The sequence below is a fragment of the Mesorhizobium kowhaii genome (assembly GCF_003253745.1).
GTDB lineage: Bacteria > Pseudomonadota > Alphaproteobacteria > Rhizobiales > Rhizobiaceae > Mesorhizobium > Mesorhizobium kowhaii.
Genome location: NZ_MZXV01000076.1, coordinates 22,291 through 47,637 on the forward strand (window position 1 = coordinate 22,291; position 25,347 = coordinate 47,637).

Annotated in this window: 17 protein-coding genes and 1 pseudogene; 10 read left to right on the top strand and 8 right to left on the bottom strand. The window is 59.7% G+C overall.

Annotation, left to right across the window (positions count from 1 at the left end; translation table 11 throughout):
• Positions 1–51: 51 nt before the first annotated feature.
• From B5V02_RS33610 to B5V02_RS33635, 4 genes are all read right to left on the bottom strand, one after another.
• On the bottom strand, positions 52–705 hold the full coding sequence (locus tag B5V02_RS33610; protein WP_111548540.1) for a response regulator transcription factor: 654 nt from the start codon (positions 703–705) through the stop codon (positions 52–54).
• 251 nt (positions 706–956) lie between these two features.
• On the bottom strand, positions 957–1,583 hold the full coding sequence (locus B5V02_RS33615; protein ID WP_111548276.1) for a response regulator transcription factor: 627 nt from the start codon (positions 1,581–1,583) through the stop codon (positions 957–959).
• 51 nt (positions 1,584–1,634) lie between these two features.
• Positions 1,635–7,595 (bottom strand): AAA family ATPase, encoded by a 5,961-nt coding sequence (locus B5V02_RS33620; RefSeq protein WP_111548277.1) that lies wholly within the window; start codon positions 7,593–7,595, stop codon positions 1,635–1,637.
• Positions 7,596–8,830: 1,235 nt separating this feature from the next.
• Positions 8,831–9,619 carry a sensor histidine kinase gene (locus B5V02_RS33635; RefSeq protein WP_167458778.1) on the bottom strand — a complete coding sequence of 263 codons (789 nt, stop codon included), beginning with the start codon at positions 9,617–9,619 and terminating at the stop codon, positions 8,831–8,833.
• A 218-nt stretch (positions 9,620–9,837) separates the two neighbouring features.
• On the opposite strand from B5V02_RS33635, the gene B5V02_RS33640 reads away from it, so the two are divergent.
• A complete protein-coding gene (locus B5V02_RS33640; protein WP_111548281.1) occupies positions 9,838–10,476 on the top strand; it encodes a TetR/AcrR family transcriptional regulator in 639 nt (212 codons plus the stop codon).
• Positions 10,477–10,734: 258 nt separating this feature from the next.
• Here the strand turns inward: B5V02_RS33640 and B5V02_RS33645 are convergent, their stop codons facing one another.
• The 4 genes from B5V02_RS33645 to B5V02_RS33660 form a co-directional block, all read right to left on the bottom strand.
• Positions 10,735–11,553 carry a transglutaminase-like domain-containing protein gene (locus B5V02_RS33645; protein ID WP_111548282.1) on the bottom strand — a complete coding sequence of 273 codons (819 nt, stop codon included), beginning with the start codon at positions 11,551–11,553 and terminating at the stop codon, positions 10,735–10,737.
• 66 nt (positions 11,554–11,619) lie between these two features.
• On the bottom strand, positions 11,620–12,519 hold the full coding sequence (locus B5V02_RS33650) for a transglutaminase family protein (RefSeq protein WP_111548283.1): 900 nt from the start codon (positions 12,517–12,519) through the stop codon (positions 11,620–11,622).
• 172 nt (positions 12,520–12,691) lie between these two features.
• Positions 12,692–15,784, bottom strand: coding sequence for an efflux RND transporter permease subunit (locus B5V02_RS33655; protein WP_111548284.1), 3,093 nt, complete (start codon positions 15,782–15,784; stop codon positions 12,692–12,694).
• Positions 15,781–16,851: an efflux RND transporter periplasmic adaptor subunit gene (locus B5V02_RS33660; RefSeq protein ID WP_111548285.1), complete on the bottom strand. Its 1,071-nt coding sequence runs from the start codon at positions 16,849–16,851 to the stop codon at positions 15,781–15,783. The genes B5V02_RS33655 and B5V02_RS33660 overlap by 4 nt, the downstream gene beginning before the upstream one ends.
• A gap of 1,255 nt (positions 16,852–18,106) precedes the next feature.
• Here B5V02_RS33660 and B5V02_RS33665 point away from each other — a divergent pair.
• From B5V02_RS33665 to B5V02_RS33700, 9 genes and pseudogenes are all read left to right on the top strand, one after another.
• Positions 18,107–18,754 carry a TetR family transcriptional regulator gene (locus B5V02_RS33665; RefSeq protein ID WP_167458779.1) on the top strand — a complete coding sequence of 216 codons (648 nt, stop codon included), beginning with the start codon at positions 18,107–18,109 and terminating at the stop codon, positions 18,752–18,754.
• 315 nt (positions 18,755–19,069) lie between these two features.
• Positions 19,070–20,290 carry an alpha/beta hydrolase gene (locus tag B5V02_RS33670; RefSeq protein ID WP_245446356.1) on the top strand — a complete coding sequence of 407 codons (1,221 nt, stop codon included), beginning with the start codon at positions 19,070–19,072 and terminating at the stop codon, positions 20,288–20,290.
• 134 nt (positions 20,291–20,424) lie between these two features.
• Entirely contained in the window at positions 20,425–21,042 is a 618-nt protein-coding gene (locus tag B5V02_RS33675) for a TetR/AcrR family transcriptional regulator (protein WP_111548542.1), read from the top strand.
• Positions 21,043–21,555: 513 nt separating this feature from the next.
• Entirely contained in the window at positions 21,556–21,792 is a 237-nt protein-coding gene (locus B5V02_RS40300; protein WP_146606207.1) for a hypothetical protein, read from the top strand.
• Between the two features lie 1,019 nt (positions 21,793–22,811).
• Positions 22,812–23,159 carry an ArsR/SmtB family transcription factor gene (locus tag B5V02_RS33680; protein WP_111548287.1) on the top strand — a complete coding sequence of 116 codons (348 nt, stop codon included), beginning with the start codon at positions 22,812–22,814 and terminating at the stop codon, positions 23,157–23,159.
• 111 nt (positions 23,160–23,270) lie between these two features.
• Positions 23,271–23,435: pseudogene (locus B5V02_RS42855) on the top strand (SRPBCC domain-containing protein); the annotation flags it as partial.
• 317 nt (positions 23,436–23,752) lie between these two features.
• Entirely contained in the window at positions 23,753–24,172 is a 420-nt protein-coding gene (locus B5V02_RS33690) for a DoxX family protein (protein ID WP_111548288.1), read from the top strand.
• A 47-nt stretch (positions 24,173–24,219) separates the two neighbouring features.
• A complete protein-coding gene (locus tag B5V02_RS33695) occupies positions 24,220–24,630 on the top strand; it encodes a VOC family protein (protein WP_111548289.1) in 411 nt (136 codons plus the stop codon).
• Positions 24,631–24,751: 121 nt separating this feature from the next.
• Positions 24,752–25,306: a DUF4287 domain-containing protein gene (locus B5V02_RS33700; RefSeq protein ID WP_167458780.1), complete on the top strand. Its 555-nt coding sequence runs from the start codon at positions 24,752–24,754 to the stop codon at positions 25,304–25,306.
• The last annotated feature ends 41 nt before the right edge of the window (positions 25,307–25,347 follow it).

Sequence of the window (25,347 nt, forward strand, 5' to 3'; positions counted from 1 at the left end):
TGCCCGCAGTAATCCTATTTTTCCGCCGCACTAAATTGAGCGTGTGAATGGCTACGGGCTGCGGGAGCTGACCCCTTCGTGCGATCGCTCCAATCCCATGTTCAGCCTGTCGGCCATTCGCGCCAAATCAGGCAGGGAGGCAGCTTTCATTTTTCTCATCACCTGCCCACGATGAACTTTGACCGTAATCTCGCTGACGCCCAATTCGTAGGCAGTCTGTTTGTTCGCCCGTCCAGCCACCACCAAGGCCATGACCTCGCGCTCGCGCTGACCGAGGCTCTCGAAGCGGGCGCGCAGCTCGGTCAAGGACTTTTCGTCATCCAGCCGCACGCGGTCCCGCTCCAGGCCCAACTGGATCGCGTCGAGTAGGTCCTGGTCGCGGAATGGCTTGGTGAGGAACTCGATCGCGCCATCCCTCATCGCTCGCACGGTCATGGGGATGTCACCATGCCCGGTGATGAAAATTATCGGGATATGGATGTTATCCGCCGCGAGGTCCCGTTGGAATTCAAGGCCGCTGCGTCCGGGAAGCCGGACGTCGAGCACGAGGCACGCGGGCCCGTCTGGGCGGGCGGCGGCGAGAAATTCGCGCACGTGGCCGAAAAGCTTCGCTTGCAGCCCTACGGATCGCACAAGGCTGCCGAGCGTCTCGCGGACTGCCGGATCATCGTCGATGACGACAACGGTCGACTGTGGGTGGGCCATCTCGATGCTCAACCCTATATCCTCCGCACAAATTATGACACTCGGGCTTGCGCCCATCAAGCACCATCCCTATCCGAAGATCGCCGGTAGGTGTTAGGAATGCGGTGCCGGGAAGAGCCGAACAAGCCGCTACGGCAGGGTCGCGATGGCGATCGGCGCGCTATTGCTGAGGCGGTGAACTGGCTGGCTAAATAGCTGGCCCATTTACTCCAGGGTAGTACTGCCCTCTAGCTTCGTGTCGCCGACCGACGCTACTTGGCCCGCGCCGGCTGTGCCGTGACGCCCAGACTGTCCGCCATGCGGACCAGGTCAACGAGAGACTTCGCCCGCATCTTCTGCATAACGTGACCGCGGTGGACCTTTACGGTCACCTCACTCAGACTCGCTTGGCCGGCAATCTGCTTGTTGACGCTGCCGGTGACCACCAAATGCATGATCTCTCGCTCGCGGGCCGTCAAGGAATCGTAGCGCGTGCGGAGGTCGGCGATCAGCTTGGCCTCTTCCCGCCGAGCGCGGTCCCGCTCGATCCCGGCATGGACTGCGTCGAGCAACTCCTGTTCACGCAGCGGCTTCGTCAGAAACTCAATGGCGCCGGATTTCATCGCCCGTACAGAGATCGGAACGTCGCCGTGGGCGCTTATGAAAATCACTGGAAGGTGAATGCTCAGATTCTGGAGAATTTTCTGCAGTTCAAGCCCACTCCGCCCCGGCAGCCTGACATCGAGGATGATGCACCCAGGAGTGTCGGCGCGCTTTGTGTCCAGAAAGTCCTGACCCGAAGCGAAGGTCTGCACCTCAAGCCCAACGGAGCGCAAGAGATCCCCTACGCCCTCCCGGACCGACACATCATCGTCAATGATGTAGACAACGTCCTTCATCTACGCGCCCCAACTTCGATCCGATCATGCTGGCGGGTCGGACGCTAGAGCTTATTGCGATTTCCCCTCAACTGGCAACGTGAACTGGAAAATAGCGCCACGTGGGCCGTTTGGCACGGCCCAGAGCTTACCGTTGTGAGCCTCGATGATCGAACGGCTGATGGTCAGGCCGAGCCCCATGCCCTTTGGCTTGCTGCTATAGAACGCCTCAAACATTTCCTCGATCTTCGCCGAGTCGATCCGCGGGCCGCTGTCACGCACAGCCACCATGATGGTGTCGTCGACCAGCTGCTCAGTGCTTATCGAGAGCTCGCGTGATCCTATCGGATTACCCGCCATCGCATCCTTGGCGTTCATGAGCAGGTTGAGAATGACTTGCTGTATCTGGACTTGGTCCCCCAGAACCACCGGCAGATTGTTCGATAGTTTGGTGGTTAACGAGACGGTGGCGCGTTGCAGGTCCGTGGTTATCAAAGCGATCGTTTCCAAAACGACCTCGTTGATGCTCAACCACTCGCGACGTTCCGGCGACTTCTTGGCCATTGCCCGTATCCGGTCGATGACCTCCGATGCCCGGAATGCATCACTGACCATCCGCTCCACGGCGCGACGAGCGGAGATGATGTCTCGTGGATCCGCATCCAGGTAACGGAGAGCCGCGTTGCCACTGCCGACGAGACCGGTGAGAGGCTGTCTGACCTCGTGGGCGATTGAAGCCGCAAGCTCACCCATCATGGTCAACCTGCTCACATGAGCCAGCTCGGCTTGCGCGAGTTGTAGGGCATTCTCCGCCTGCTTACGATCGGTGATGTCACGCACCAGTGAAAGACGAAGCCACTCATGTCCCAGTTGGAATCTGCCGGCGCGAATTTCGACCGGGAAAACGGTCCCATCCTTACGCCTGTGGAGGGTTTCGAAAGTCGTCGTCTGTCCGGAATCCACCTGATTAACTACCGTCGCCAGTGCTTCTTGGTCGAGACCTCCATCAAACTCGCGCGGATGCATTCCGATGAGCTCCTCGCGGCTGTATCCGAGGCCTTCGCAGGCTTGCCGGTTGACGTCTATGACGGTCAGGTCGTCGGTATGCAGGAAAAATGCGTCAGTGGCGTGATCGACAAATGTTCTGAAGCGGGACTCGCTCGCACGAAGTTTCTCCTCTCCCCGCTTGCGCTCGGACAAATCAAGCACGAAAGCGACAGCCTGGTTCGCGCTTCCTTCGAAGCTTGCCTCGCCAATCAACACCGGCACGCGGGAGCCGTCCTTGCGCCGGTACTCCTTTTCGAATGGTTGAACGCTACCGACCGCCTTCAGCTCAGCCTCAGCCTCGGCGTCACGATCCCGCCATTCCTCCGTCGTCAGCTGCGCGCTGGATAGGCGTCCGCCGAGTAGGTCGTCGCGACCATAGCCGACCATGCTGAGGAAAGCCTCATTCGCTTCGACAATTCGGCCATCGATATCCCGGATGAAGATCCCGATGATGTTGGCCTCGACCAGTCGGCGGATCCGACCTTCGCGTTCCTCGAGATCGCGGTACAAGCCGGTATTCACGAGCGCCGTTGCCGCTTGCGAAGCGAGTATTTTCAGCACTGCCATCCGTGCCGGCGCGAACACGCGAGAGGCGAGATTATTTTCGACGTAGAGCACACCTGACAGCACGGACTGATTGAGCAAGGGCATACAGAGGATCGACAGTCCAGGATGCTGAATGAGATACGGATCCTCGGCGAATGCTTCGTTGCTGGTGGTGGAGTCTAGGATCACGCTTTCCTTCGTGCGCATGACATAGCGAAGCACCGAACCTGGCAAACTGACCGACTCAAGGGGTTCGTCGCGCAAATCGACTTCGATCGCGTTGCCATTCGTGCTGGCCTCCGCCATCAAACGCGGTTCGCTTCCTTGCGACCCGATCAGCAGGCCTCGCTCACCCCCCGCTTGCTCGAGTGCAATCCGCAGAACTGTCTCAATAAGCCTCTCAAGGACGATCTCGCCCGACACAGCCTGCGAAACCTTGATCACTGTTGCGAGGTCGAGATGTTCCACCGGTGCTTCGATCGTCCCTGTCGCAGCGGCTGCGGTTTCTTCATTCCGCAACTGTGGAAAGAGCTCGTCGAGTTGCCGAACCTTACCGTCGGCTCCCCAGCGCTGATAGGAGCGGCGAGCATTCTGCAGGTAAAGCGCGGCAATCTGATCGAACCCGCGCCTGCGGTAAAAGGCTGAAGCGCGATCATAAGCGATCGCTTCGTCGTTAGGCAGCAAGTTCGTTCGGGCAAGCTGGGCGGCTTGTTCGTAGAGGCGTTCAGCGTCGAGCGTCCGCTTGTCCAATCGCGCGCTCTCCGCTCCTAGCAGCGCTGCGCGGCTCCCAAAATTCTCCGGGCAGTGCTTGGACCACTCCTCAAGCTGACGACGGTGGCCACGCAGATCCTTCCGGTGTTGAGAGCTATCGGTAGCCGAGACTTCATCGCAAAGTGCGGCCAGCGAAAGGCCGGCGTAGAAATGGTATTCCGCCCGCTCGAAAATGGCAGGTGTCATCCAGAGGAGGCCCTGCGCTTTCGAGGCCGCTGCAAGCGCGGTGACGTATTCGCCGGCAAGCCAGCGCGCCTGCAGCTTGCGGATCCAGTACAAGCAACTACCCGGTCGGCCGTCGATATCTCGCTCGAATTGAAACTCATCGAAACCTGTGTCGTTGAAGCAACCGAACACCGGCGTCAGTCCACGAAGCGTTCGAACGAGCTGCAGTTGCCCGGCAATGAAACCGACAACCACACCGAAGCCGGCCTGGCGCGCGAAGTCCAGACCGGCTTGCGCGTCACGTTCAACCTCGGAAAGCGGCTCACCGCCAGCAAGAAGATAGGTAAGCAGGTTGTTGCGGCTCAGCACGGCATATGTGAGATCGCCTACTTGCTGTGCAGTGTCAAAGACCCGCCCAGCGAGCGCGCGTCCCGTCCGCACATGCCGTGGGGAGGACTTGGCAAGGTTGCCGAAAGCGAGGTAGACACGCGCTTTCAGGCGGTCCATTCCAGGTTGCTCGACCAGGTCCAGCCCGAGGAGACCGAACCGGAAACCGACCTCGTACTTGCCGAAGTAAGGTCCCAGCACGGTGCCTACCGCGGTGTAGGCATAGGGCGTCGTGTCGCTGTTGCCGTACTTCAAGCTGACGTTGCCCATACGTCCGATCACGAGGCAGCGCAGGTTTTCGTCAGTGAACAAGGCCGGGGTTACGAGTGAGGTAAGGACATCCATGGTGGCCAGTGCGACCGGATCTGCCATTGAGGGCAGGTCGAGCAACGCTTCAATCGGGCGGTCTCCGAGCTGTTGGAACAGCCGTGTGTATTCGCGCCGCACCCGATTTCTGGTGGGATGAGCCGTCCACCGAATCCCTACGCGATGCAGGTAGTCGAGCCCGACCAAAATGGCCAGGTCGCTTCGACCAAGGCTCATGGAAAGGTCCACTCGAAGCCGCGTGACGCGGGCAAGGTCAGTTAGGCTCGTAGCGCGGCGCGACAAGGGCGCGAGGCGCGCCTCCGCCTCCGCCGTAGAACCTGTGAGGAATAGGCACTCGGCTCTCAGCAGCCCGAGCGCGAAGGCAAGCTCATACCGCCGATCCCATGCATCGTCTGGCAGCAGGGCGCCTCCCAAATCTGCATAGGTCAGCGCGGAAGTGTATGCCGCCGACGACCTTGCGCGGCGGGCGGCAGCTAGGTTCAGGTCGGCGAGGCGCTCGCGCTCCTTGCCCGACACGATCAGCGCCGTTCCTCGATTGAGGTGGCCGACAATCTCGAAAATGCGATCCGCAAGGGCCTCCAGAGGGGTGCGAGCGAGGAGCAAGCGACCGATCGCCAGATGCGCCACGACCTGTTCGTCTTCTGGAACCAGCGCGTAGGCGGCCTCCTGTACCCGATCGTGCAGGAACCGGTAGGACACCTCCTCGCGCAACACCAGCCCGGCCCGTACCGCAGCCCAAAATGCGGCGTGCACCGCTTCGTCGCTTTCGCCCCGGATCATGGTCAGCGTGTCGATCGTCGCGCGATTGCCGAGGCAGGCCAGCATGTGCAGGGCACGTTGCGTTGAGGCTGGCAGGCGCCTGAGCTTACCGAGCATCAGATCCGCAACATTGTCAGCATAACCCTTCCCCCGAATGCCTTCGAGGTCCCAATCCCAGCGCCTGTGGGCACGATCGAAGCCAAGCAGCCCTTCCTCCGGCAGAGCCAGGATGAACTGAAGGGCAAAGAAGGGATTGCCGGCGCTCTTCTTATGCACTAGTCGCGCGAGCGGCAGGACACGGTTGCTCTCGCAATGAAGAGCATCAGCCAGCATCCGACTCACATCGGTCAGCCTTAGCGGAGTCAGTCCAACTTGATGTACGCGCCCGCCAGCCTCCCTGATCGCGGTCAGCCGCCGGATCAAGGGGTGGGTCGGCGGGACCTCGTCGTCACGATATGCACCGATCAAGAGCAGGTGACGCACCTCCGGGTGCGTGGTCAGATCCTCGAGCAGGTCGAGCGTCGCAGCGTCAAGCCATTGAAGGTCGTCGAGAAACAGCGCCAGCGGATGCTCCGGTCGGGCAAACACCGCCAACAGGCGTCTGACGATCAAATGGAAACGACGCTTGGCGTCCTGTGGTGCCAACTCCGCGACGGGCGGCTGTGGCCCGATAAGCAACTCGAGGTCCGGAACGAGCGTCACCATCAGCCCGCCGTTGAAGCCCAAAGCTGCAGAGAGTGCTGAGCGCCAAGGATCGAGCTCGGCATCGCTCTTACCCAGCAGAGGCCGGAAAAGTCCCTGCAGCGCCTGCGCCAGGCTGGCGTAGGGAACATCGCGCTGGTTCTGGTCGAACTTGCCCGATGCGAACAACCCGCGCGATGGCACGAGCGCGCGATGGAGTTCATTCACGACCGTCGACTTGCCGGTCCCGGCCGGGCCGGAAACCAACACCAACTCAGGCCCGCCCGCAGCAACAACCCGGTCGAAGGCGGCAAGCAGGATGGCGATCTCACCCTCGCGGCCATACGGTTGCTCAGGAATGAGCAACTTGTCGGGCAGATCCTGGGCAGCGATCGGAAATTCCTCGATCCACCCGCGACCCTCCGTTTCAGTCAGGGCGCGCCGCAGGTCGGCTTCCAGTCCGTCGGCGGTCTGGTAGCGCTCCTCGGCGTTCTTGGCGAGGAGTTTCATGACGATTGCCGAGACGGCGCGCGGCACTTTCGTCGCAGCTTCTGACGGTGGCACGGGTCGCCTGGCAATGTGACAGTGCACCCATTCCATGGGGTCCGCAGCGGAAAACGGCAGCCTACCGGTCACCATCTCGTAAAACGTGACACCGGTCGAGTAGAGGTCGCTGCGCGAGTCGACGGATCGGTTCATGCGGCCCGTTTGCTCGGGCGCCATGTATGCGAGGGTGCCGGCAATCACCTCGGGAGGCTCGGGCGCTTGGCGCTCGCGCGTAAGGCGCGACGCCAGGCCGAAGCCGGTGAGTCGAACCTGACAGTCTGCTTCGTTCACCAAGATGTTCGCCGGCTTGATGTCCCGATGAATGAGACCGCGCTCATGGACCTTGCCGACCGCTGCGGTGATGCCGATAGCAAGCCGCAGGAAGGTCGAAAGCTCGATCGCCATTCCCTCCTTTCGCGGTGCGAGCAGCTGGCTAAGCGGCACGCCGCCGCAGTCTTCCAGGACAAGCGTGCTATGGCCGGCTTCTTTGTTGAAAGCCAGCGGCTTCGCTGCCCATGCGCTGTCGAGCTCGTCGCGAAGCGCGTACTCGTGTGCGAGCCTGTCGAGGCTGGCGAGGGTGGGGAGCTCGGCCGCAAGCCGCACGATCAGAACGGGCTGCGGCCCCGCTTTCTGATCCTGGAGCACTTGGCGCGTGAAGATGCGATCGCCCTCGTCCCAGACGGCGAGGTGTCCTCCAAAAACACCAGTCTGTATCGTCTGCTGTCCAGGATCGGCAGCGCCTTGCTTGGTGTTTTTGACTTTCCTGGCGCGCCTTTTCGGGACGCCTTGGACGGTGTCGTCCATCACCACACCGCTTTCTTCGCATCTGCCATCGCCTCCAACTCCGAGACTGGCATCAGCAGTTCTAGTCAGGGTTCCATCACTTCTGCTTCGTGTCAACGCGCTCCGCTTGGGGGATTCCCTCAAAGCTAATCCAATCAGGCAAAGCTAATCCAATCAGGCGCTCGGGGTCATCTCGCAGACCTTCTCGCTCGAAGAGTAGGCTCGTCAAATAGGGTCGTGACAAAATTCGAGCGTCGACGCCTTTTGAAGGGTAGCCGCGCCGGTTAAGCGGGCATGTTGTTGCGGTCAAAGTGCACACCGGCGCGGCAGGTTTGCCCCTGGTGGGGGGATTCCAAAGGCCGCAGTGAGATTAACACTACTGCGGCTGCTGCCGGTATTATGCCGAGGTATACAGGCCTAACCGTTTGCACAAACCTTCTAAACCAGCCCAACTAACGTCGGGGGGCTCACCGCATCTCTCGTTCGCAGTCATATGGGGGCTCGCACGGCTGGGATGCCCAGGACAACTTGGCGGGAAGTTCGGGTAGCCTAAGGCAGGTCAGTGTGCAAGGCATCGGCTGGCGTCTCGAGGATCGCTGACCACTGAACCTGCCGGAGATCCATGTTGCTGCAGCACGCCACGGGTAATTCTATCCCGTCGGGGTTTTGCTGCGCGCTGGCGTGGCTCGAATGGCTTAGGAAAGTGAGCGGTGGTAGTGAGCTGAACAGGCGGCCAAAATCCATCCCAATCATGTGCGAGAATCCTCCATGGGGTGTTTGCCTTGGCGTCCTCCCAACACATCTTAGAGCAGAAGTAATACCGGACGGGTCGCCCGTAAAAAACGCGGCAACATGTTATACACATCATTGTAGTAGTACCTTCACATAGTCCACGAACATCCGACGGACCGAGCACGACGAGCGGCGTGTCCTTTTGGGGCAAGCAATAGCCCTTCAGCCGGAGTTGCTGAGGTTGCGCCATGCCGCCGCTGCCGATTTCATGCCGGCTTTGGGGCTCGTTGCCGTGCGACGAGGCAGATTGAATCGGGCGACTTCTTCACAGGTGGGCATTGACTCGCCTTCGTCGAAAGTTGCGCAGAAGGGGCAGCGCCGGTTCCGGTTCAACCCCAATCTTGCCGCGTGCAGATGCAGGGCCTGGGCCGCGCATATAATGAAGTTCCGGCCGGTAGCTTGGAACCACCCACTCCCAAAGCGCCGTCAGGCATCTTGCGAGCAGAGCAGAGATATCCATGATGCTATTCCCCTTCCCGCCTAGCGCCAGCTCCGTTGCTCGAACTCGCCCACGTTGCGGGCAGCCACATATCAATTGTGGTGCCATGTCGGTGCTTGCTGGTTATCGACAGTCCGCCGCCCAGACTTTCCACGATCTGCCTGACGGTCGCCAGGCCCAGACCGGTTCCGTTTCTCTTTGTCGAGAAATTCGGCTGGCCCGCCATTTTCAGTGTCCGGTCTTCCATGCCAACGCCATTGTCGCTGACGGAAAGCCGGATCATCCGTTTTGGCAGACCCGTTTTGCTTGAAGGCGGAAACGCCAAGTCGACAGCAATGGTGAGGTCACCGCCGCCAGGCATGGCGTCGCGTGCGTTTAAAACGACATTGAGAAGAGCTCGTTCGACGAGCTGCTGGTCGATCATGGCCGGCGGCAGCCTGTCCGCTACCTCCAGGGTCAGTCTGATGTTCGGTGAGAGGATGCTGGTAAGCACGAACTCGAGCTGCGCGAGCAGCTGGTGCATATCTGTCGGTTCGGGCATTGCCGGCCTCGGGTTTGCAAAGTCGAGAAGTTGCCGGGCGAGAACCTTCGCCCGAAACGCGCAGTAGATGGCAGCATCGATTTTTCCGAGCTCCCTGCCCGTGCTATCGCGGCGGCGCTGCAACTCTTCCAAGATATTCACAATTGGTGTGAGCTGATTGTTGAAATCGTGAACGATCGATGAGAGCAACAGGCGCGGGTCGATTTGCATGTAGGGAGCGTCCGATCCACGTGAATCGCAACGGCTGGATTGCGAGGCATTGTATTCTAACATGCTTCTCTCCTGACCTTTCGGCATTACTCCAATGACAGCAAACAACAGAGGAAGTGGACCCGCTATTATGCCGACGTATTAACGGCTAGCCTTTTGGTCCATCGACTGACCAGAATCGACGCCAGAGCGTGGGTGAGGTCCGGCGGTCAGATTTCATATTGAACGCATGAGTCAACTTGACTATATCGCCAAATGACGATGCAACAAGGGCATAACGGATGGCAAAGATCGATTTGGCGCGCAGGGCGGAGATTGGCCGCGAGCGCCGGGCCCGGACTAGGGCGCAGATTCTGGAAGCGGGAGCGTCGATGCTGGCGGAGAGGCCTCCCGAAGGACTTACGGTAGATGCACTGGTGGAGGCAGCTGGCGTCGCCAAGGGTACGTTCTACTACCACTTTCAGAGCATTGATGAACTGGTCGCCGCGGTGGGCGCTTGCCTAGACGAGAGCTTTAACGAGCTGCTGACGCCTGCTCGGATCGAGCTCAACGATCCGGTCGACCGTCTGTCTTTCGCGTTTACGCAGTTCCTTGAAAAGGCGAGTTCCGATGCCGGATGGGCACGCCTTGTCGTTCAGAGCGCGCACACCTCCACTGAATTCGGCCGCGGTGTTCGCGCCAAGCTCAAAGCGGACATCTCCGAAGCACTCCACCAGGGCCGCATGAGCCTTCAGGACGTTGAACTCGCCGTTGACATCGTAATGGGCATATGGCTGCAGGTCACCCGCGGTATTCTCGATCGAGGCACCCGACCCGAAACGACGCGCCAAGCTGTCGAGGCGGTGCTAGGAGCCCTTGGTGTGACCAGATCAACCAGTAGCTCGAATGCCGGTGGCGGTAGAAAGGGCTCGGGCAAGTGAAGTAAGCTTGTGAGGTCGCAGCGCGGAGCGCGACGGGTGTTGCGTCGCGCGGGCTGCCGATTCGACCTGGTTAAGCTGCCGATCTGAGATACTACCGTAGCGAAACAGACCCCAGCGCGGTCGCAAAACGACGCTCTGGCGAGCGGCTAGCTTCGGCTCGTGGCTGCGAGTTACAATCTCGCTCACCGCTTGCTCATTCCGAGGATGCCAGGCAGGAGCGGGCCTGAATCGAAATGATGAAGCTGAAGGCACGGGGTCCTAGCAAGCCGTCCCTTGGACTTCTTCGGTAACAACTTCAAAGCCCGCAAGTCTCGATGCGCCGAAACTTGTTGAGAGAGCAACATCGGTCGCGTCGCAGCCGGTCGCCATCAGGATCCTACCTATGCGAGGACGGTTATGCCGAGGATCAAATGCGAACCAGTGACCGCTTAAATATGCTTCAAACCATGCGCTGAAATCCATGGGTTCCGGCGCCGGTGGCACGCCAATGTCGCCAAGATAGCCGGTGCAATAGCGCGCAGGGACATTCATGCAGCGGCACAGCGAGATTGCCAGATGCGCAAAATCACGGCAGACGCCGGTTCCATCGTTGAGAGCACCATGCGCGGTCCGCATAGGGTCCGCAGCTTGGTAGTCAAAAGCAATGTGATCATGCACAAAATTGCAGATCGCCTGAACTCGCGCCCATCCGGGCGGGGTATCCCCAAAGCTCGCCCAGGCGAAGTCGCCGAGCCGATCGGTGTCGCAATAGCGACTGCCGAGCAGAAACCTAAGCACCTCGTCCGGCAGTTCCTTGATGTCGTGCTGCACGGCGTCTGGCACGACGACTTCAGACCTACCGGTGTCGTAAATTTCGAAGCTCGTCGATATCGTTGTCAGCCCTTCAGGCGCCTCTATTCTCGTGCAGGCGTTGCCGAAGGCGTCGATGTAACCGCGGGCTTCAATCGGGCGGTCAAAGCCTATGACATGTTCCGTTAGTAGATCGATGCGACGCGAAGGATGGATATCAAGGACCAACAGCATTGGTGTCGGTTTTGGACATTCGTAGGTAAGGCTGAAACCTGCGCGGATCCGCATTGATGCTCCAATCTTTGCTTCAGGAGCCGGGCAAACTCCAGATTACCCAATCAGTTCCACAAATTATTAGACGAAGCTAATTTTCGTTGGCGCGTTTTCCTTCGCCACCTTCACCTCAACGGTCATGCCCAGAAAACTTGAGGCGCTGCCTGCGTAGGTCCCTGAAAGAGGGATGGCTTGCCGAGGGTGCCTGGCTACAGCCACCCGGATCAAATCCCGGTTGCCGACAATGCCATTGGTAGGATCGAACTCGATCCAGCCGGCGCCGGGCAAGTAGACCTGGCACCATGCATGCGTGGATCCTCCGCCGCGGATAGCATCGCTATCACGGCTGGGCACATAGACATAGCCGGTCACGAAGCGGGCGGCAAAGCCGAGCGAGCGAACCGCTTCCATCATGAAAAGCGCAAAGTCCCGGCATGTCCCTTTGCGCAGATGCAAGGTCATGAGCGGTGGTTGGGTTCCGGTTTCGAACCGGCGGGAATATGCGAAGCTCTCATGGATGGCGTAGCAGAGCGTCATCAACAGTTTTCCGGTCTCGGTGTGTCCTGATGCACTGACGAACTGTCGCGCCCATTTACCGACCTCATCGCCGGCATCGGCATGATGGCGTTCCATTGTTTGCGCCAGGTCGACCGCCTCGTCGGGATCATAGGCGAATGGATAAGTCAGGGCGGCCTCATCGATACGGAAATCAGGCGAATGCTGCGGCGTATGATCGAGGCAAATATCTGTCGCGAAATGGAGTTCGCTGGCCGAACCCTTGAATTCGATCACCGCAACACAGTTCCCAAAAACGTCATGGATCCATCGAACCTCCCTCGGCATAGGATCAACGGTCAAGGAGTGGTCCAGAAGTCGCTGATCGAAACTGTCGCGCGGCCTAAACATTAGCCGGTGCTCGCCGAACCTTACTCGTCGGCTATACCGATATACGGTCGTGTGCTTGACTGAAAAAATCGGCATCGGCGTCCGTCAATGACCTTGCTGGAAAGTCCCTAGACAACCTAGCGCCTAATCGGAACAGGCACGATCTGTTTCGACTCAGATGACACAACCGGGGCGGCCCCAACAGTTCTCAAGCCTGCGCCCTAAGAGTGATGGCGAGCCACGGTTGAGTCCGTGGCTCGCCGTTCTACTATGCCTGCAGCACAAGGTTTCCTGTCTCTGCAGTCTCAGCGGCGACCTCGGCCGGACCGGGTTCGCTGATCCGGAACCAGGCGACATAGAGAGCCGGCAGGAAGATCAGCGTCAGCACCGTCGCGACGAGGAGGCCGCCGATGATCGCGAAGGCCATCGGGCCCCAGAAGACCGTCGGCGCGATTGGCACCATGCCGAGCGAGGCGGCAGCTGCCGTGAGCAGGATGGGACGCGTCCGGTGGATCGTAGCTGTCACCACGGCCTCCCATGGGTGTATGCCGGTCCTCCTTTCGGTCTCGATCTGATCGATCAGGATGACCGAGTTGCGCGCGATCATGCCGGTCAGCGCCAGCACGCCGAGGATCGCGACGAAGCCGAGCGGAGCCTGCGCCAGGAGCAGGGCCGCCACCACGCCGATCATGCCGAGTGGCGCAACGCTCAAAACCAGGAACATGCGCTGGAAGCTCTGGAGCTGGAACATCAGGATGGTCAGCACCAAAAGCCCCATGGCCGGCAGGACGGCCATAACCGAAGCTTGGGACGTGCCGCTCTCCTCCACTGAACCTCCGGTCGCGATATGATAGCCGCTTGGAAGTGTCGCCGCGAATGTGTCGAGTTGTGGCTGAATAGCCTTGACCGCTGTTGACGGGAGCACCCCCGGCACCACGTCGGCCTGCACGGTCAGGGTCGGCACACGATCGCGCCGCCAGACGATTGGGTATTCCTGGGAATAGTCGAAGCTTGCAATCTGCCTGAGAGGAACCACCCGCCCTCCCGGCAGAGGTATCTGCAGTGAGCGAAGCGACTCAAGAGACGTTCGCTGTGTCTGTTCGGCGCGTGCGACGACGTCAACCAGGTAAATGTCGTCGCGAACCTGTGTCACTGTCGTGCCGGACACGACGGCGTTGAGCGCGGTCGCCACCACCGCGGAACTGAGCCCCAGCTGCCTCGCCTGATCCTGATCGACGTGGATACGCATGACCCGAGAGGGCTCGACCCAGTCGAAGTTGACGTTGCGCACGCCCGCAGTCTTGCCCACGACATCGGCAAGCTGCATGGCAATCTTGCGAACCTGCTCGGGGTCCGGCCCGTCCACTCGGTATTTCACCGGCCAGCCGACGGGTGGCCCGAGCTCCAGCGGATTGACTCGCGCAACGACCTGCGGGAAACGCGTTGCCAAGGCCTTCTCAAGGCGCGCGCGCACCTGCTCGCGTTCCTTAAGGCCCTTCGTCACGATGACGGACTGCGCGAAGAAGGGATTGGCCAGGGCCACGTCGAGCGGCAGATAGAAGCGGATGGCACCCTGACCGACATAAGTCGAGAAATGCTCGACATCCGGATCGGCGGCGACAATCTCGTCGAACTGTTGCACCACGTCGCGTGTCGCCAGGATTGAGGCATTGTCCTGCAGCTTCAAATCCACCAAGAGCTCGGGCCGATCTGACGAGGGAAAGAACTGCTCCGGGATGAGGCGGGTCCCGGCCAGGGCTGCCGCGAACAGGCCGGCGGTGACAAGGATGGTGATCCACTTGGCTCGCATGGCCGCCAGCAGAGCGCGCTTGAACATGCGCATCGGCGCGCTCAGCGTTTCACTGTGGGAATGCTTGGGCTGACCCAAGAGGGCAACGCCGATCACCGGCGCAAAGAGGCCCGACACCACCCACGACGCGAGCAGAGATAGTGCCACCACGGCAAACAGCGAGAACGTGTATTCGCCTGCGCTGCTGCGCGCGAAGCCAACGGGCACGAAGCCCGCAACGGTGACCAGCGTCCCTGTAAGCCGCGGCATTGCGGTCGAGGCGTAGGCGAAGACGGCCGCCGTCGGCTTGTCGTCGCCGCGTTCCAGACGGCTCACCATCGTCTCGACGGTGATCATGGCATCGTCCACCAACAGGCCGAGAGCGATGATGAGGGCGCCGAGCGAGATGCGTTGCAGGTCGATGCCCAAGACCATCATCGCCGCGAAAACGGCTGCGAGGACCAGCGGGATCGAGATAGCGACGACGGAGCCGGCGCGGAAGCCGAGGCTCAAAACGCTCACAACGAGCACGATAGCGATCGCCTCCACTAGTGCTTCCATGAACTCGCCAATTGCATGGTGGACCGTCTCAGGCTGGTCGGCGACCATGGTGGGTTCGATGCCGACCGGCAAATCTTTCTTCAGTTCCTGTATCGTCTCCTCGATGTTGTGGCCGAGCGCCAGCACGTCGCCGCCCTCGCGCATGGAGATCCCGAGGCCCAAGCCGGGCTTCCCGTTGATGCGGAAAATCGGGTCCGGCGGGTTGGCGTCCTCGCGGCGCACCTGAGCGATGTCGGCGAGGCGGATTATGCGATCACCGACGGCGAAATTGACGGCGAGGATATCCTTCTCGGACTTCAGCGCACCGCTTACCTGCAGTTTGACCCCTTCCTGATCGGTAACAATTTCGCCGGAGGGAACCACAACGTTCTGAGCCTGCAATGCCGTCGTCAGGGTGTCGGCCGTCAGGCCGTAGCCGGCGAGCTTTTGAGGCGAGAACTCGATGTAGATGCGTTCAGGCTGGGCGCCGATCAAATTGACCTTGGCGACATCGGGCACCTGCAAGAGTCTCGAACGGATGTCTTCCACGTAGTCGCGCAATTCGCGATTGGAGAACCCGTCGGCGGTGAAACCATAGATGATGCCGTAGGTATCGCCGAACTCATCATCAGCGACCGGGCCGATCACGCCCTGCGGCAAAGTCAGCTCGATGTCATGCACCTTCTTGCGCACCTGATACCAGGTATCGGTCACAGTCTTTGGAGCCGTGGAACCCTTCAGGTACACGAACACGGTCGATTCGCCGGCCTTGGTGTAGCTCTTCAGGTAGTCGAGATGCGGCGTCTCCTGGAGCTTGCGCTCCAAGCGCTCGGTAACCTGGTGCAGCGTATCGTCGAGCGTAGCACCCGGCCATTTAGCCTGCACCACCATGGTCTTGATGGTGAAAGCGGGATCCTCGTTGCGACCCAGTTGCATATAGGCGCCTATGCCAAGGACAAGAATAGCGAGCATCAGGTAGTAGACGACCGAACGATGCGCGATAGCCCAGGCGGACAGATTAAAGCGGTTCATTGAGCTGCTCCCAACAGCCGGACGTTCTGGCCAGGCCGAAGCGCATGCACGCCGGCGGTCACCACGATTTCGCCTTTCTCAACTCCACGAGTTACCACGATGCTGGAGGAGTCCTGACGCTGCAATTCAACGGCTCGAAGGGAGACTTGCTGCGTTTTGGCATCGACAACCCAGATGGCCGGCCGGTCGTTCGCACTCGTCAGCGCGGTTGCGGGCAGCTCGATGCCGCCGGCTACCTGCATTCGGGCCAGGCCGGTCACCGTAGCACCAAGGCGCATGGCCTTCGGCCAGTCGGTCAGCCCGACTTTGACCTGGTAGCTGCGGGTGACCGGATCGGCCTGCGGCGCCACCTCCCGCACTTGGCCAACCGCATGGACGGACGGATCATCGGTCAGCGCGATTTCGATCAATGCGTCGGGAGAGACCTGGCGCATAAGACTTGCAGGTACGTCGAATACCGCGTCGGCGCCGTCGTCATGCGCCACCGTAACGATTGTCTGGCCGGCTCTTACAACCTCTCCGGCCTCGGCGCCGGTGGCGATCACCGCGCCCGAGGAATCCGCCAGCAATTTGGTGTAGCCGAACTGATCTTGGGCCGTGTGCAACGCTGCGGCCGTCGCGTCGACCTCGGCTTTGGCGCTGAGATACGCTCTCTCGGCGGCATCGAACTGTGCCCGGGTACTCCAGCCCTGCTGTAGCAGAGTCTTCTGACGCCCAAGAGTGTTAGCGGCCTCGTGCAAGGCCGCTTGCGCCGCTTCATTCTGGGCCTGCGCCGCGTGCAAACCGTCCTGCTGTGGTTGGGGATCGATTTCGGCGACGATGTCGCCAGGTTGAACGACCTGCCCAACAGCGGCTTTACGGCTGATGACTCTGCCATCGATACGGAAGGCTAGATTTTCCTCGGTCCGCGCGCGGACATGGCCGGTGAGCGATATAGGCTCCCCTTCAGCGCTGGCGGCGGCAACAACGGTTCGGACCGGCCGAATGTCGGGCGGCGGCGGTGCGGATGCGCCGACGCTCACGAACAGAACCAAACCCAACGAAGCACAAACGATAACGGATTTCATGACCGACCTCTTGGTTTGCTGTCAGGCCCGATGAATGGCTACAGCCTGGAGAATTCGAGCCTTATATACATTCTTGTATGTATGTAAATAGGGTTCGTCGTGAATGTATGTAAAAAAGAGCGGATGGAATGGAGTTATGAGGCGCACCAAGACCGCAGCCGAACAGACCCGTGCCGTTTGGCCGAGGCAGTTCGACCAAGCTAGCGCGCCTAGCTAAAGGCGGGCCCAAGGCAGTGCAGGTAGCGGAGTTCCGCCTGTAACGCGGTGCCACGAACTCCCGCACCGTCGACAGGTATTTTGTAGGCAGAGAGCAGGCTCCCATCGCCCAATTCCTTCCCTGTCGTTGCGTGGTCAATCACAAACAGCCAAACATTGCAGGTCAACCACACAACCGGGTGCCTAGTCGGGGCGTGTTGGTTGTCGAGAGTTCGCCACCCGGAATTTCCTAAGTTGCCTGACTGTCGCCAGACAGAGACCTCAAGCCGTTCGGGAATACTTTTCGGTGGGGAGCATTGTTAACTCCTGGGCAACTCCGCCCGCTATTATTCTGCGGTATAGACATCTTACCTTTTCGGCACATTTTCTATGAACTGCACCACGGTCGAGCAGCGAGCCGCTCGAAGGTCGAGCACAGCCTGCCGCTTGCGATAGAAACTCCGCGGTCAAGCGCTTTCAGGGCCTTATCATCGGCCCTGCCCGCTACGTCGGCAAACGACTGCTAGCTCGGCCACTTGGCGCCTCGATCCGGCCGTGGCACCACTTCCGCCTGCTTCATCGGGCAGCCTAAACCTCACTGGAATTGCATCCGCTGGCACTAGCCATCCGGCCGACACTGAACCGGCCGGGTGAGCGATCCGGTTTGGCTGACCAATCCACTGAGCCTGCCCCGCGATACCAAAGTATATGCTGGCCGCCAACACGGCGTGATCGAGAAACGATCATACAATATGGACGAGTATATTATGATGTATTCTGAGAGTTACTGTCAGCTTTGTCAGGACGCGGTCGCACAGGGCCGGCTGGAGTGATAAAACCATAGCACGCCGCGCCCCGACGGACGCTCCGATCTGGCCATCCGACGAGCGGCCTAACGCGAGAGCCGAGCAACGCGACACCGAATATCGTCACGACAGGCGCTTCGGCACTGGCTTGTGACGGCTTGCCGATGTGGTCTTGCCAAGATACATTCATGTATGTATATATAAGGAAAAAGTCAAGAATGTATGTAAAAGGACGCCGCGGAAGGAATGATTTTATGAGACGTACTAAGGCCGAGGCCGAACAGACACGAGAGGCGGTTTTAGCCGCCGCAATCGATGTCTTCCTTGAGCGCGGCGTAACCCGTGCTACCCTTGAACAGATCGCTAGTGCCGCAAGCGTGACGCGCGGGGCCATCTACTGGCATTTCCACGACAAGCAAGAGATATTTATGGCGCTGGAAAGGCGGGCCAACGCGCCGAACGAGGAACTCGGCGACCGTTTGAAGACTCGACTCGTCGCTGACCCTAGACTTGATCCGTTGGGTGAGTTGGCTAGCGCTATCGGCCAGGGCCTGCAGGCGTTCGAAACCGATCCCGAACGTTCCCGAATCCTAACGATTCTGTGGCTCCGGTGCGAATATTCCGACGACATGCAGCCGGTTGTTGCGCGCCAGCGAGATGCGGACATCGCGCTGCAAAATGTGTTTGAGTCCGTAATCGGACAGGCCGCTGAGCGTGGGCTACTCGCGCCCGCCTTGTCACCGGAATTGGCGGCGCGCGCGCTCCTTCTATTGGTTAATGGGTCGGTTCTCGACTGGCTACGCGCGCCCGCAAAGTTTGAGCTCACAGCCAGCACCACGCCGATGGTGATCGGGTTCCTCGAAGCAATCAGAGCGCCGGCGCGCCCAAGGCGGCCGCGATGACCGCCGGCGATGCGCCTGACGAGGGGGGCACAGCAGAGGCGGCACGTACGGCGACGCCGCTCGCGACCGCGCCTGCCCTTCATCTTCGCAGCCTGAACAACTGTTTGCCACCGCGCGGGACACAATGGTTCCTGCGGGACATGCGCTCAAGCGGCACGGCATTGATTCGGGGACATGATTTTTCCTAGTGCCCACTCCATGTCGCGTGGTTGTGAGCTGCCTGCCATGCAAACCGCGCTGAAAGCAATCTAGATGATCCGAGGCGTACTGATGAATTTGGGACCCCTCCGATGGATAGGACTTCTGCATAAGGCGATGGCGGGCCTTCGCGTCCCGTCCAGGCGGTTTCTCCTCGTCCCTGCGATCGTCTGTCTGCTGACCGGCTGCGCCACTCAAGCCGAACACGTCTTTCAACCCCTGGCCCTTGCCGCCAGCGATGCGAGCCAAGTGGATATGCTGGTCGCGACGACGCGCAAGCCGTCTGGCAATCCCGGCCAACTCTATACTGGCGATCGCGGAACGGCGATCTCCCTCAACAGGATAGTCGTCTCCATACCTCCGGATCGGAACCGCACGATAGGAAAGGTCCAGTGGCCTTTGCTCAACAAACCCAATCCGGAAAAGGAGTTTGCCGTACTCAACGTCGGGAAAGTCGCATCGGAACAGCAGGTTCTCGAATGGGTTCGCAAGAATCGCAACGGCAAGCGGCAAGTGCTCATTTTCGTGCACGGTTTCAACAATACATACGCCGATGCGGTCTTCCGCTTCGCTCAAATCGTTCATGATACGGGAACGGACGCAGCGCCGATACTCTTCACTTGGCCCTCGCGCGGCGATGTATTCGACTATCTCTATGACAAGGACAGCACCAACTACTCGCGTCGCGCCTTGGAAGACCTGATCCTTCAGGCCACGAAAAGTCCAGACGTCGCGGACGTGACGATCCTAGCCCACTCAATGGGCGCGTGGCTTACTGCGGAGGCACTGCGCGACATCGCCATGCGCAATAAGACGATCCCGGCCAAAGTTAGGAATGTGGTCCTCGCGTCGCCGGATATCGACATCGACGTGTTCCGGCGGCAATTCATCGAGATGGGTTCGAGCCGACCGCATTTCACAATCTTCACGTCAACCAATGACAAGGCACTGCAAGTCTCTCGCTTGCTCTCGGGAGGAGTCGGTCGCGTCGGCGGAACCGATCTCAAGCCGTATGCTCCCGTGCTCGAAGAACTTGGCGTTTCTGTCGTCGACACGAGCGCTATCATGTCGAGTGATCCCGTCGGCCACAACGCATTTGCCGATACCCCGGGCATCGTGCGACTCCTCGGGCGGCGGCTGGCAGGGCAGAGCCTAGCCGGGGGAGAGGTCAGCTTTGCGGACCGGTTCGGGGTAACCGCCGCCAATTTCGCCGGGACGGCAGCGCGTCTGGCCGTTGCTGCTCCAGCCTCGGTCATCAGCTCGAAGGCTCGCGATATCTTAAAGCGGGAGCTTTCCTCGGACGGGGGGCAGATAGTGGACGGGCAGATTTCCTACTGATTGCGAGGCTCCTTCACACCAAAAGTTATGTGATGAAGTCGGACTTTCAGGCGCCCGTGGATTGCGCCGGACGCTTTCCCGGGCCTCGAAAGGCAGGGCGCCGAAACAGATCTCGAGAGTGTTGAGATGGAATGATGGATCTTACGACGTCAACGAGGAACGAGCCTTGGGCGGATGAAAAGTGGCCGATCATCGAAGCTGGCATGGTAGCATGCCGCCTCTACGGGCCCTCGAAAACAAACGTCGCAGACATTGCCCGACTGCTCGGGAAATCCCCAGCGAGCTTGTACAGAATATTCCCTTCCAAGGCAGCGATGTGGGATGCCATTGCTGCGAACTTCTTGGAAAACGATCTCTGCATTACCCGGTTGGCCGACGGCGAACCGGTGACCGCGCGGGACCGCCTGAAGGAAACTGTGCTTGCACAACATCGGCTGAAGCTGCAGGCATTTCACAGTGACCACCAAATGTTTAAACTGATCGTCCTTGCTGCAAGTGGCAATTGGCAATCGTTCAGGCACCATCGAAATCGGCTTCACGGTCAGGTGGGAAGGTTCATTCGTGCCGGCATCGGAAGGAAGGAGTTCCCACCGACGGATGTTGGGGCGGCAGCTTCCTGCTTTTGCGCCTCAATCCTCGTCTTATGGGACCCCAGACTTACCGGGACACTGCCTTCGAGGGACTGCGAGATCTCAGCTCAGCAACTCGTTTCCTTTGCAGTTGGAGCGTTGGGAAGAATGCATGCCACGTGAGTGTGGCGTTGCGCTCTGCGGTTTTCACGTGGCTGGCTTTGGTCAGCGCAAACGAGCGTGATTCGACTTCGGCAGAGCGAACCGAGGCCTTTCTGCTTGTCGGCACGCATGGACTGCTGCCCTTACCAGTTGCGCGTTTGATTTGCCCCTAGGTCTGCCGATGAACTTTGCGCTGTCACGCAACGTTTTGGCGCCTGCCGTGCCGCGTCGGTCCCGCCCCGATCCAAGCGGACTTGCGTCGATGAGAACATGCCTGTCTCGATCGGGCACATCTCTCTGCGTCCCCTGCCTACACGTTGGTATCGCATCACCGACGATGTGTATCGCATCACAGACGTTCTGTAGAATAGATTTGCGGCCTGGATCGGCGCAGTTTCTTCCTCGCAAGCCATCACGGTTATCGAGTGTCGCTCGCTTCGTCGCTCGCCCCTCCCCGAATGCGACCGTGCAGGTCGACCCGATGATCGTGATGGTGAGCCCGATGTTCAAAGCCACGCGCTATGGATGGATACGATGAACAAGGATGGATTTTTTTGCGTCGGCGGAGCCCGCGAGTTGGCCGGCTTAGGCGCCGCACTTGCAGCCGGACGGCCTCTCGATGCTTCAGGCACGAGCCGAAAGCAAAACTTTCCCGCCTCCGGGAGGCGGCACGGCATCGCAGCCGCGCACCAGTATCGGGTGAACGCCGACTTGCTCGCCTTCATTTCAAACCACGATCACGCGTCGTCAGCAATTCCGTGGATGAGCTAATGACAATCTTTGGCAACCTTTCGCGCGGCTTGAACCGTATGTCAGGCGGCCCGCGAGGCCAAACGTTGTGCGCTCGCATAGGCGAGCGATGGCCTGAGTGCTTGTTCTGTCGGCTTTTGTCTCGGATTGTAGAGCCGAATCACTGCGCTATCGAGCTAGCTCGCTGGCATGGGCGCGGAACACACGCTGCGGCGCGGCTGCCGTACGAATGGCCACGGCCTCAAGCGACCCCATATGGATCATCATGGCGAACTGACCGCATTAGTTACGCGCACGTCGACCTCGACCTAGGGAACTCATCGTCTGGAACGGCCGTTCCGCAGTTGTTACAGGCCCCTGGCCGCAGCCTGAGGTCTGCGGAGGCGATCGCCAACGTTCGGCCGCGCGAAAATAGGTAGCCGTTGTCCATCTAAATCCTCGTGTGCGACTTGAGAACAGCCCGCATTGAGGTCATGGCGGCAATCCGCTCGCCACAGCTTCGGTGGGCTGGCGTTAGAGGGTCCGATCTCGGACCCTATGCCTCCGTGCTCGAAGAACTTTGGCGTTTGCCTTTGCCGATACCCCGACATCGTTCGCCTCCTTGGCGTCGGCTGGTAGGCCAGGGCCTCGGGCGGAGAGGCGAGTATTGCGGACCGGATCGGGTGACGCCACCAATTTTGCAGATTCGACAGCGCGTATGGCCGCTGCCGCTCCCGTCTCGGTCATCAGCCTGAAGGCTCGCGAAATCTTGAAGCGTGAGTTTTCCGCCGACGGGGCAAATAGCGAACGGTCAGATCTGCTGCTGAGTCTCAGACTATTTCACATCCATGTTCATCTGGCACGACCACGCTTGGGTTATTTGGGCTTTTGTCGGGTGCGATTCCGTCGCTTGTTTGGCCGTGTAACGCCGACCTCAGGCAACCGTGCCTTTCCTGCCATTTGATTCCGGCGTTTCGGGGCTTGCTCGCCACAAAGACCTGCGTTATGTATTCAACCGATTGGTTATCAACTGATTGGTTATCAACCGATAGGTTAATCACTTGCCGTCAGACCGTCTTAGCTCGACCCTGTTCGCTCTCTCCGATCCTACGCGGCGTGGAATCCTGGCGCGTCTGGCGATCGGCGACGCCACTGTGACTGAGTTGGCCGAGCCATATGAAATGAGCCTCGCGGCTGTTTCCAAGCATCTTAAGGTGCTCGAAACCGCGGGCTTGATTTCGCGGGGCCGAGAGGCGCAGTGGCGCCCCTGCCGCCTTGAGGCCGCCCCTCTCCAAGATGTCTTTGAGTGGCTCGAAAGCTATGAGCGTTTCTGGGACAGAAGCCTCGATTCCTTGGCCGATTATCTGAAGGTCATGCAGAATCGAGGCCCGGGTAACAAAGATGACTGAGTTCTAGCCAGCCGCGAGGCCCCGTTCGACACTAATCAAAAAAGGAAGATCTCAGTGACATCGACAATTGACGCCAGTTCGCCAGACGAGCCCGTAATTATCATCACGCGAATGCTCGACGCGCCGCGTGAACTTATCTGGAAGGCTATTACAGATCCAAAGCATGTCGCGCAGTGGTACGGCGGCCATGGATTCTCGAGCCCGGTCTGTGAGATGGATGTAAGACCCGGGGGTACTTGGTTCCACGTTATGCAAGCCCCCAACGGCGCGCAGTTCACGATCAACTGCGAATTTCTAGAGGTCATCGAGCCAGAACGACTCGTCTGGAAGACGAGAAGCGAAATCCTGCTCCGCCGACGGCCGTTAACACGGTCACGCTGGAGACGCGCGGGCTTCAGACGAAATGGACACTCGTGGCGCGCTTCGATTCGTTCGAGGACCGGGACACCACAGCCAGGATGGGTTTCGGCGACATGATCAGCCAGGGCGCGGAGCGCATGGCGGAATACCTCAAGACGCTATGAGGCGGCGAATTCCGACGGCCACCATCGCCGCCGGAACGCTTTTCACCAATCAGGCTAGGAGACAATTACATGCCAACCGACTTGCAAACGCCTTCGGGCTCGAAGGCCATGTTGTGGACCGGGCGAACAATGAGCGGTCTCGTGCTGCTGTTTCTATTCATGGACGGCGCCACAAAGTTGATGATGATCCAACCCGTCGTGAATGCGACCGCGCAGATCGGCTATCCGCTGGACCTGGTACGTCCCATCGGAATCATCGCTCTCGTTTGCGCCGTCCTTTACGCCGTTCCACGCACGGCCGTCCTCGGTGCGATCCTCACTACCGGCCTGCTGGGCGGAGCAATCGCCAGCAAGATGCGTCTGGAGGAACCACTCTTCAGCCAGGTTCTGTTTGGCGTCTACATAGGTGTCCTGGCCTGGGGCGGTCTGTACCTGCGCGACGGTCGGCTGCGTGCCCTTTTTCCCGTGCGCCGCGATCCGACGGCCTGATCGCAACGCCAGTCCCAAAGACACCCATCACGCCAAGGGAGCGGAAGATGCTAGTCAACCCCTATCTGTTTTTCAAAGGCAGATGCGAGGAAGCCTTCAAGTTTTACGCGAGCTGTCTCGGCGGCAAGATCGAAGCCATGCTCTCCCACGAGGGCACCCCAGCGTCGGATCATGTCCCGCCCGAATGGCGCAGCAAGATCATCCATGCCCGCCTGGTGGTGGGCGACACAGTCTTGATGGGCTCTGACAACCCGTCCGACCGCTATCAAGAGCCTCGGGGATTGTCGGTATCGCTCGGCGTCGACAGCCCTGCGGAGGCGGAGCGCGTATTTCATGCCCTGGCGCCAGGTGGGATGGTGCGCATCCAGCTCGAACAGAACTTCTTCGCCGTCCGCTATGGCACACTTGTCGATCGGTTCGGCATACCGTGGATGATCGTCTGCCAGCAGCCGACCTGATCTGCCCGCACAATAGGCGCGCAATCCAGCCATCGATTGCAATTTCGCGGTACGGCACACGCACGTTACCGATCTGATGATCAGTCAAACTGCGATAAGAGTGAATAGTCAGGAGATAAAGATGTCTTTTCAAGCCTATCTCGACAGCATCGAAGCGAAGACGGGTAAAACGCCGGAAGCTTTTTCCAAGCTCGCCAGCCAGAAGGGCCTGGCAAAACACGGTGAAATTATTGCGTGGCTGAAAACCGAGTTTGCCCTTGGGCATGGACACGCAAATGCCATTGCGGCCGTTCTTCTGAAGTCCGACACGAGAAAAGACAGCCCGGAGGTGAAGCTCGACAAACTTTTTTCAGGAAAGAAAGACGTCTGGCGCGCGACCGGTGATGAGATAATCGCGAAAGTCGCGAAGTTTGGACCGGACGTCGTGGTCTCGGCTGGTGAAACTTATGTCAATCTTATGCGGGGGAAAAAGAAATTCGCTATTCTTCAGCCCTCTTCGGTCGAGCGCCTGGACGTTGGCATCAAGCTAAAGGGCGTGGAAGCAGAGGGACGTTTCGAGGCGGCCGGATCATGGAATTCGATGGTTACGCATCGCGTACGCGTCAGCACACCTAACGAGGCCAATGCCGAAATCTTCTCGTGGTTGAAGCGTGCCTATGAGGTTGCGGCTTCCTAGAACAGCAATTCCCGGCCCCGGCTACAGCCGACAAATGGGTG